The sequence below is a fragment of the Bradyrhizobium sp. NBAIM01 genome (genome assembly GCF_020194115.1).
GTDB lineage: Bacteria > Pseudomonadota > Alphaproteobacteria > Rhizobiales > Xanthobacteraceae > Bradyrhizobium > Bradyrhizobium yuanmingense.
The window spans coordinates 1-6,064 of record NZ_JADYVU010000029.1 but is presented as its reverse complement, the minus strand read 5'-3'; the positions used below and the strand labels follow the sequence as shown (position 1 = coordinate 6,064).

At 64.4% G+C, this 6,064-nt stretch carries 6 protein-coding genes; all 6 read right to left on the bottom strand.

Annotated elements, in window-relative coordinates; genetic code table 11:
• Positions 1-119: 119 nt before the first annotated feature.
• The 6 genes from I6F31_RS36185 to dnaK all read right to left on the bottom strand — a co-directional run bounded on the left by I6F31_RS36185 (position 120) and on the right by dnaK (position 5,805).
• Positions 120-431: a DUF1330 domain-containing protein gene (locus I6F31_RS36185; RefSeq protein WP_036046075.1), complete on the bottom strand. Its 312-nt coding sequence runs from the start codon at positions 429-431 to the stop codon at positions 120-122.
• 24 nt (positions 432-455) lie between these two features.
• Positions 456-1,166 (bottom strand): orotidine-5'-phosphate decarboxylase, encoded by a 711-nt coding sequence (pyrF, locus tag I6F31_RS36180; protein WP_225135138.1) that lies wholly within the window; start codon positions 1,164-1,166, stop codon positions 456-458.
• Between the two features lie 6 nt (positions 1,167-1,172).
• Complete coding sequence (locus I6F31_RS36175) at positions 1,173-1,751, bottom strand: NAD(P)H-dependent oxidoreductase (RefSeq protein WP_036024345.1); 579 nt, start codon at positions 1,749-1,751, stop codon at positions 1,173-1,175.
• A gap of 55 nt (positions 1,752-1,806) precedes the next feature.
• Positions 1,807-2,406: an rRNA adenine N-6-methyltransferase family protein gene (locus I6F31_RS36170; RefSeq protein ID WP_036003251.1), complete on the bottom strand. Its 600-nt coding sequence runs from the start codon at positions 2,404-2,406 to the stop codon at positions 1,807-1,809.
• Between the two features lie 88 nt (positions 2,407-2,494).
• Complete coding sequence (dnaJ, locus tag I6F31_RS36165) at positions 2,495-3,631, bottom strand: molecular chaperone DnaJ (RefSeq protein WP_036003248.1); 1,137 nt, start codon at positions 3,629-3,631, stop codon at positions 2,495-2,497.
• A 272-nt stretch (positions 3,632-3,903) separates the two neighbouring features.
• Positions 3,904-5,805: a molecular chaperone DnaK gene (dnaK, locus tag I6F31_RS36160; RefSeq protein WP_036003245.1), complete on the bottom strand. Its 1,902-nt coding sequence runs from the start codon at positions 5,803-5,805 to the stop codon at positions 3,904-3,906.
• Positions 5,806-6,064: the final 259 nt, after the last annotated feature.

Sequence of the window (6,064 nt, the reverse complement as noted above, 5' to 3'; positions counted from 1 at the left end):
CGGTCTCTCCGCGACGGACGGTGCCCGAGTGGAGAGATCACCCCACCCCGTCATGCAATCTCGCTTCGCTCGATCGCATGCCGACCCTCCCCCTCCAGGGGAGGGTAAGAACGAGAGCCTCAGCCGTCCTGCGGCTGCGGGCCGTCGTAGCCTTCGATGACGATGAGGTCGGCGATCGAGTGCGGCTGGCGCACCTTGATGTTGGCCTGGTATTCCGGCGAGTTGTAGCAGGCGAGCGCGGTCTCGTAGTCAGGGAATTCGATCACGACGTTGCGGTTGCGGCTGGCGCCTTCGACGGTGGTGAACTTGCCGGCGCGGACGACGAAGCGGCCGCCCCATTTCTTGAAGATCGGGCCGTTGGCGATGGCGTAGGGCTTATAGCCCTCGTCATTGCTGACGTCGACACGACCGATCCAGTAGCCTTTTGCCATTGTTCTCTCCCTGTTGTTGATGGATTACCCGAGAGCTTGCGCGATCTCGGTGTGGATGGCGTCGGCGACCGCCTTCGGATCGGCGGCTTCCACAACCGGGCGCCCGACGACCAGATAATCCGCGCCGGCGGCGATCGCACGGCTAGGCGTCATGATGCGCTTCTGGTCGCCGCTGGCGGCGCCGGCCGGACGAATGCCGGGGGTGACGAGGCTCATCTGGTGGCCGACGATCTTGCGCAGGCTACCCACCTCCTCCGGCGAGGACACGAGGCCATCGACACCGAGCACCTGCGCCTGCTGCGCACGCGCCTCGACCAGCTCCGACACGCTGAGCCGATAACCGGCCGCATGCAAATCGTCGTCGTCGTAGGACGTCAGCACCGTCACGGCGAGGATCTTCAGGCTGGCCCTGCCGCGGCCTTCGACGGCGCCCTTCATGGTCTGCGGATAGGCGTGAACGGTGACGAAGGTCGCGCCCAATTTGGCGACACTCTCGGTGCCGCGCGCGACCGTATTGCCGATGTCGTGCATCTTGAGATCGGCGAACACCTTCTTGCCCGCATCAGCGAGCTTGCCGATCAGCGGCAGGCCGCCGGCATAAGCGAGTTGATAGCCGATCTTGTAGAACGTGACGCTGTCGCCGAGCTTCGCGATCATCGCCTCCGCGGCATCAACGCTCGGCAGATCGAGCGCAACGATCAGGCGGTCCTTCGGGGCGATCTCGGCTGGCGTCATGTCACCTCACATCATGCGTTGGGAAACGTCGATCAACTGCGTCACCAGCTCCTTCAGCGCGGCGATATCGCCCTCGTTCTTCAGCCTGTCCCTATCGTCATAGGCCTGGTCGGCAAAGGCGAGCGTGAGCTGGCTGGCAATCACGTTGGCGTGGCAGGCGGAGAGGATCAGCCGCAGCGCCTGCAGCGCGCGGGCGGCACCTAACCGGCTCTGGGACGCGCCGGCAAGCGCGAAGACCCGGTTGCGGAACACCTCTCCGCGCGCCTCGTGCAGCTCGTGCACGCGGCTGACCCAGTCGATCGCGTTCTTCAGGAGCGGCGGCACCGAGGCGTTGTATTCGGGCGAGACGATGAGGACACCGTGATGCGCGCCGATCATGCGCTTCAGATTGATCGCGTGCTTGGGCACGCCCGATTTGGCCTGGAGATCGCCGTCATAGATCGGCAGCGGAAAATCGGCGAGCGAGATGCGGGTGACGTCGACGCCGGCCTGGACGAATTCGTAAGCAGCCACAGCCGCCAGCTTCGCATTGTGCGAGCCGGTGCGCAGCGAGCCGGGAATGATCAGGATCTTGGGGGCTGGCATCCAATCTCATGCATTCGGCGAAACGAGCCCGCCGCGCAAAGAGGAGCCGGCGGATTTAATGCTTGCGATACACCCAGACGCGGGCCGGCGGAAGGTTCATCCAGATCCGTTCCGAGGCCTCTGTGGACACGCCGGATAGCGATTTCGGGATCGGCGGCACCACCGCATAGGTGAACTGGATGAAGGGCGCACCGGGCGCGAGCGCGGTGAAGGCATCGCGGATGAGCCGCAGCCGCGTCAGCATCGGTTTGGTGACGAGCGGCAGGCCGGACACGACCGCGCTGGCCGGCGCGCTCAAGACATTCCAGAGCGTGTCGCGCAGGCGGTAGGCATCGCCCTGCACCACCTTGGCTTGCGGGTAGCGGTCGCGCAGCAGCGCGCAGAAGCCGGGATTGTATTCGACGAGAACGAGACGTTTCTGGTCGACCCCGCGCTCGATCAGCGCGGACGTGATGGCGCCGGTGCCGGGTCCGAGCTCGACCACCGGTGCGTCGGAATCGGGATCGACATAATGAGCCATGGTCCGCGCCAGCAGCTTGCCGGACGGCATCACCGCGCCCATGTGCAAGGGCTTTTCGATCCACGACCTGAGAAAGCGCACCTCGTCATCGAGACGAGGCTTCTTCAACGCACGCGCGGACGATGGCAATGGCATGTCGGGACCGGACGGAACCGCAGGACCGCGGCGTGTCAGAAAATGGTCATAAAGACGTATAGGCCGGAGGCGATACGGTCAAGACGCGTCAGTTCGCCCGATTGCCGAAGAAATCCTTGACCTTGGCGAAGAAACCCTCGGCTTCCGGCTGGGTGTTGCCGGAGGAGAGCTTCTCGAACTCGGCCAGCAATTCCTGCTGCTTTTTGGTCAGGTTCTGCGGGGTCTCGACCATGACCTGAACGTACATGTCGCCCATCTGGCGCGACCGCAGCACCGGCATACCCTTTGATGCAATGCGGAAACGACGGCCCGACTGGGTGCCGGCGGGCACCTTCACCTTGGTCTTGCCCTTCTCGATGGTCGGCACCTCGAATTCGCCGCCGAGCGCGGCGGTCACCATCGAGATCGGCACGCGGCAATGCAGATCCGCGCCGTCACGCTGGAAGAACTGGTGCTGGGCCAGCGAGAGGAAAATGTAGAGGTCGCCGGGCGGTCCGCCGCGGACCCCCGCCTCGCCCTCGCCGGCGAGCCTGATCCGTGTGCCGTCCTCGACGCCTTGGGGAATGTTGACCGAGAGCGTCCGCTCCCGGGTGACCCGCCCTTGTCCCGCGCAGGACGGGCAGGCGTCTTCGATCATCTGGCCGCGGCCCTGACAGCCCGGGCAGGTCCGCTCCAGCGTGAAGAAGCCCTGCGACTGCCGCACGCGGCCGGCGCCGCCGCAGGTCGAGCAGGTCTTCGGCTTGGTGCCGGCCTTGGCACCGATGCCCGAGCAGGCCTCGCAGGTGACCGAGACCGGAATCTCGATCTGCGCGGTCTTGCCGCCAAAGGCTTCCTCGAGGGTGATTTCCATATTGTAGCGCAGATCGGCGCCGCGCTCGCGGCCGCCGCGGCCGCGCTGCCCGGCCATGCCGAACAGGTCCTCGAAGATGTCGGAGAAAGAGGAGGCGAAGCCGGCACCGAAACCGGCGCCACCGCCGAAGCCGCCGCCCTGCTCGAACGCGGCGTGACCGTAACGATCATAGGCGGCGCGCTTGTCCTTGTCCTTCAGGACCTCGTAAGCCTCGTTGATTTCCTTGAACTTGACTTCGCTGGTCTCATCCCCGGGGTTGCGGTCGGGATGGAATTTCATCGCCAGCTTGCGGAACGACGATTTCAGCTTGCCTTCGTCGGCGTCGCGTTCGACTTCGAGGGTCTCGTAATAGCAGCGCTTGGTGGACGTGGACATGATGGGCTCGGTCTATCCAATCGCGATTCAAGTTGGCGCGGAACAACGCTGACATGCGGCGGTATGAGCGCCCTTCGACCTTGCGGCGGAGGGCAGCCTGGCAGCGCTGAGAATAACGGCTGGGAATTGATCGATCGTAACGAGGCCGACTTTGAAGGAGCCTTGAAAGGAGTCCTGGCCCGTCCGTCCCGACACGACGGCCTCCCCCGCGAGGGAGGAGGCCGGTAGCGTGTGTGGGGTCCAAGCCGTCCGCATCGTCACCCTCTCGGGGCTTAAGCGGACTTCTTGTTGTTCTTGTCGTCGTCGACCTCGGTGAACTCCGCGTCGACGACGTCGTCCTTGGCCGCATCCTTCTTGGCGTCGGCCTCGGCCTGCTGCTTGTACATGGCCTCGCCGAGCTTCATCGAAGCCTGCGCCAGCGTCTGGGTCTTGGCCTTGATCGCCTCGGCATCGTCGCCCTTCAGCGCTTCCTTGAGGTCGCTGACGGCGTCCTCGATGGCGCGGCGCTCGCTCTCGGCAACCTTCGAGCCGTGCTCGGCCAAAGCCTTCTCGGTCGAATGCACCAGGCCATCCGCCTCGTTCTTGGCGGTGACGGCCTCGCGGCGCTTCTTGTCCGCCTCGGCATTGGCCTCGGCGTCCTTGACCATCTTCTCGATGTCGGCTTCCGACAGACCGCCGGAGGCCTGGATGCGGATCTGCTGCTCCTTGCCCGTGGCCTTGTCCTTGGCCGAGACGTTGACGATGCCGTTGGCGTCGATGTCGAAGGTCACCTCGATCTGCGGCATGCCGCGCGGCGCCGGCGGAATGCCCATCAGGTCGAACTGACCAAGCATCTTGTTGTCGGCCGCCATTTCACGCTCGCCCTGGAAGACGCGGATGGTGACGGCATTCTGGTTGTCCTCAGCCGTCGAAAACACCTGGCTCTTCTTGGTCGGGATCGTGGTGTTGCGGTCGATGATGCGGGTGAACACGCCGCCCAGCGTCTCGATGCCCAGCGACAGCGGGGTGACGTCGAGCAGCAGCACGTCCTTGACGTCGCCCTGGAGCACGCCGGCCTGGATCGCAGCGCCGATCGCCACGACTTCGTCCGGGTTGACACCCTTGTGCGGCTCCTTGCCGAACAGCTGCTTCACGACTTCCTGGACCTTCGGCATGCGCGACATGCCGCCGACCAGCACGACCTCGCCGATCTCACCGGCGGTGACGCCGGCGTCCTTCAGCGCCTTGCGGCAGGGCTCGACGGTCTTCTGGATGAGGTCGTCGACCAGCGCCTCGAACTTGGCGCGGGTGAGCTTCATCGTCAGATGCTTCGGGCCGGTCTGGTCCGCGGTGATGAAGGGCAGGTTGATCTCGGTCTGCGTCGTCGACGACAGCTCGATCTTGGCCTTTTCAGCGGCTTCCTTCAGGCGCTGCAGCGCGAGCTTGTCGTTGCGCAGGTTGATGCCCTGCTCCTTCTGGAACTCGTCGGCGAGATAACCCACGAGGCGCATGTCGAAGTCTTCGCCGCCGAGGAAGGTATCGCCGTTGGTCGACTTCACCTCGAACACGCCGTCGCCGATTTCGAGAATGGAGATATCGAACGTACCGCCGCCGAGGTCATACACCGCGATGGTGCCGGCCTTGGTCTTGTCGAGGCCATAGGCGAGCGCGGCCGCGGTCGGCTCGTTGATGATGCGCAGCACTTCGAGCCCCGCGATCTTGCCGGCGTCCTTGGTCGCCTGGCGCTGAGCGTCGTTGAAGTAGGCGGGAACGGTGATGACGGCCTGCTCGACCTTCTGGCCGAGATGGGCTTCCGCGGTCTCCTTCATCTTCTGCAGGATGAAAGCCGAGACCTGCGAGGGCGAGTAGGTCTGGCCGTCGGCCTCGACCCAGGCGTCGCCGTTGGAAGCCTTCACGATCTTGTAGGGAACGAGCTTCTTGTCCTTCTCGACCATCGGGTCGTCGTAGCGGCGGCCGATGAGGCGCTTCACTGCGAAGAAGGTGCGCTCGGGATTGGTGACGGCCTGGCGCTTGGCCGGCTGGCCGACGAGGCGCTCACCGTCATCCGTGACGGCGACGATCGAAGGCGTCGTGCGCATGCCTTCGGAATTCTCGATGACTTTGGCGTTCTTGCCATCCATCACGGCGACGCACGAATTCGTGGTGCCGAGGTCGATCCCAATGACCTTTCCCATGGTCCTGATATCCTTCTTTTTGCGGCAGGTTGGCTGGGCCCAAGAGGCACCCGAACCGAAACCCCCTAAGATCAAACATCCGCGATATTGCGATGATTGAGGCTCATATAGGAGGGGGGGAGGGGCCCGCAAGGACCGAAGCTAGGTTTCTGCCGCTAAAACATCGGGTTTTGGAAGGTGATATCCGGGCTCAACCGCCCTTGCGGGTGAGGAATTATTAACAGGTCCGGGCGTCGGCAAGCCCCCGCACCCGCAAGCC

What these genes read in the sequence shown, in the direction of transcription:
- I6F31_RS36185 (WP_036046075.1), bottom strand. Translation starts at nt 431, where the DNA reads ATGGCAAAAGGCTACTGGATCGGTCGTGTCGACGTCAGCAATGACGAG.
- pyrF (WP_225135138.1), bottom strand. Translation starts at nt 1,166, where the DNA reads ATGACGCCAGCCGAGATCGCCCCGAAGGACCGCCTGATCGTTGCGCTC.
- I6F31_RS36175 (WP_036024345.1), bottom strand. Translation starts at nt 1,751, where the DNA reads ATGCCAGCCCCCAAGATCCTGATCATTCCCGGCTCGCTGCGCACCGGC.
- I6F31_RS36170 (WP_036003251.1), bottom strand. Translation starts at nt 2,406, where the DNA reads ATGCCATTGCCATCGTCCGCGCGTGCGTTGAAGAAGCCTCGTCTCGAT.
- dnaJ (WP_036003248.1), bottom strand. Translation starts at nt 3,631, where the DNA reads ATGTCCACGTCCACCAAGCGCTGCTATTACGAGACCCTCGAAGTCGAA.
- dnaK (WP_036003245.1), bottom strand. Translation starts at nt 5,805, where the DNA reads ATGGGAAAGGTCATTGGGATCGACCTCGGCACCACGAATTCGTGCGTC.